This is a genomic window from Rhodococcus chondri (assembly GCF_036327435.1).
Taxonomy (GTDB): domain Bacteria; phylum Actinomycetota; class Actinomycetes; order Mycobacteriales; family Mycobacteriaceae; genus Rhodococcus; species Rhodococcus chondri.
Genome location: NZ_JAUZMZ010000308.1, coordinates 1 through 2,935, shown reverse-complemented (window position 1 = coordinate 2,935; position 2,935 = coordinate 1). Strand labels below are relative to the sequence as shown.

The following is a 2,935-nucleotide window of genomic DNA, read 5'->3' as shown; positions in this document are numbered from 1 at the left end:
CGCGTTGTGGCAGCGCGAGGTCCTCGGCGACGAGAACGACCCCGACTCGGTGCTCGCCCGGCAGCTCGACTACTGGACCGATACCCTCGCGGGCATCCCCGACGTGCTCGACCTGCCGACCGACCGGACACGCCCCGCCGAGGCGAGCTACCGCGGCGACACCTTCCGCTTCGACGTGCCGGCGGACGTGTTCGCCGCGGTCGAATCGGTCGCGACGGAACATTCGACGACCCCGTTCATGGTCGTACATGCCGTATTCGCGGTGCTGCTGGCGCGGCTGTCGGGCGGCGAGGACATCGTGATCGGCTCGCCGGTCGCCGGCCGTGGTGAGGCCGCCCTCGACGACCTGGTCGGCATGTTCGTCAACACCGCGGTGTTGCGCACCGTCATCGACGGATCCGAATCGTTCACCGACCTGCTCGGGCGTGTCCGCGAGAGCGACCTCGGCGCGTTCGGCAATGCCGACGTCCCGTTCGAACGCCTTGTCGATGAGATCGATCCGCCACGGTCCCGAGCGCATTCGCCGATCTTCCAGGTGGTGCTGGCATTCCAGAACCTCGGGTCCGACTCGTTCGAACTCGAGAACCTGTCCGTATCGGCGGTCGAGGCCGACGCGCACATCGCGAAGTTCGACCTTCAGCTCACCGTCGTTCCGGCGGTCGTCGGCGCTGTTCCGGCCATGTTCGACTACGCGACCGACCTGTTCGACGAATCGACGATCGCGGCCTTTGCGGACCGTTTCGTGCGGTTGCTCTCGGCGTTGACCCGGTCTCCGGGCGGCGCCGTGGGCGATGCGGATCTGTTCGCTCCCGGTGAGCTCGACGGACTGCTGTCGCACACCGGGCCGACGGGACCACAGCCGTGCAGTCTGCCCGAACTGATTGCCCGAGCCGTCGCGATGAACCCGGAAGGTGTCGCGGTGCGCTGCGGCGGTCGGACCCTGACGTATCGCGAGCTGGACACTCGGTCTTCGCAGTTGGCCCGGCTGCTTCTGCGGCGCGGCATCGGAGCCGAGCACCTCCTTGCGGTCGCGATTCCCCGGTCGATCGAATCGGTGCTCGTGGCATGGGCGGTGACGAAGACCGGTGCCGCGTTCGTCCCGGTCGATGTGAACTACCCGACGGACCGCATCGAGCACATGGTCACCGACGCCCGTGCCGCGCTCGGTGTGACCCTGGCCGGGCACGTGGACTCGCTGCCCGCCGTCACCGACTGGCTCGTCCTCGACGACCCCGCGCAACAGGCCGCGATCGACGCGGAATCGGGGGCTGCGGTTTCCGAAGCCGAACTGCCCCAACCGATCCGCATCGAGCAGGTGGCGTACGTCATCTACACGTCGGGATCGACGGGCAAGCCGAAGGGTGTGACAGTCACTCATGCGGGCCTGCACAACTTCTTGGTCGAGCAGCGCGAGCGGTACCGGCCCACCGCGGATTCCCGGATCCTGCACGTGTCCTCACCGAGCTTCGATGCGTCGATGCTCGAACTGCTGCTTGCTCTCGGCGCCGGTTCGACGATGGTGATCTCGCCGGCGTCCGTCTTCGGTGGCGCGGAACTGGCGGAACTGATTCGTCGTGAGGCGGTCTCGCACGCGTTCATCACGCCGTCGGTGCTCGCCTCGATGGATCCGTCAGGGCTCGATTCGCTGCAGCATCTTGCGGCCGGAGGCGAAGCTGTGCCCGCCGACGTCGTGGCGCGGTGGTCGCAGGGCCGGTCGCTGTACAACGGCTACGGCCCGACCGAGACGACGATCATGACGAACATCTCGGAGCCGATGACGCCGGGCGCGCCGATCACGATCGGTGGCCCGATCCGCGGGATGCGGGAGGTGGTGCTCGACGCGAGGCTGCGCCCGGTTCCGGTCGGCGTCGTCGGCGAGCTCTATATCGCCGGTATCCAACTCGCGCGTGGTTACCATGCGCGTGCCGGGCTGACCGCCGAGCGGTTCGTCGCCGATCCGTACGGTGGGCCCGGCGAGCGGATGTACCGGACCGGAGACGTGGTGACCTGGACCGGATCCGGTGAGATCGCCTATGTGGGACGCAGCGACCATCAGGTGAAGATCCGTGGCCTGCGCGTCGAACTCGAGGAGATCGACGCCGTGCTCGTCTCGCACGAGACCGTGGATTTCGCGGCCACGGTCGGCCACGACACTCCCACGGGTGGGACGGTCGTCGTGTCGTACGTCGTGCCCGTCGCCGGTGCCGTCGTCGACCCCGACGTGCTCCGGGAGTTCGCGGCTGCGTCGCTGCCGGTGCACATGGTGCCGGCCGTCGTGATCCCGCTCGAGGCGATCCCGCTGACACCTGTCGGCAAACTCGACCGCAGAGCCCTTCCGGAACCGGTGTTCGAGGCGCGCGCGTTCCGGGCGCCGTCGACGCCCGTCGAAGAGGCGGTGGCATCGGTATTCGCCGAGGTGCTCGGTGTGGAGCGGGTCGGCGTGGACGACGACTTCTTCGATCTCGGTGGTAACTCACTGGTCGCCACCCAGGTCGCGGCGCGTCTCGGTGCGGCACTCGACACCACGGTGCCGGTGCGGGAACTGTTCGAGTCGCCCACCGTCGGTGCCTTGGCGTCGCGGCTGGACGGCCGCGCCGGTGGCCGCGGACGGAAACCTCTCACGTCCGGGACCAGGCCGGAGATCGTGCCCCTGTCGCTGGCGCAGCAGCGGATGTGGTTCCTCAACCGCTTCGATCCGGCTTCCGGCGCGTACAACATCCCGTTGGCGATCCGGCTGTCCGGCACGCTCGACGTCGCTGCGCTGCAGGGCGCGGTCGGGGACGTGATCGGTCGGCACGAGATCCTCCGTACCGTCTATCCCGAGCGGGACGGCAGCGGCCATCAGGTGGTTCTGCCGGTGGCCGAGGCACTGCCGGATCTGACCCCCGAACCGGTGACGGGGGCCGATCTGCCCGCCCGGGTGCGCGCGCTCGCG

The 2,935-nt window shown here is 68.8% G+C and carries 1 protein-coding gene; it reads left to right on the top strand.

The features are described 5' to 3' along the window. A partial coding sequence (locus Q8814_RS25465; protein WP_330154729.1) for a non-ribosomal peptide synthetase occupies positions 1–2,935 on the top strand: 2,935 nt, incomplete at both ends.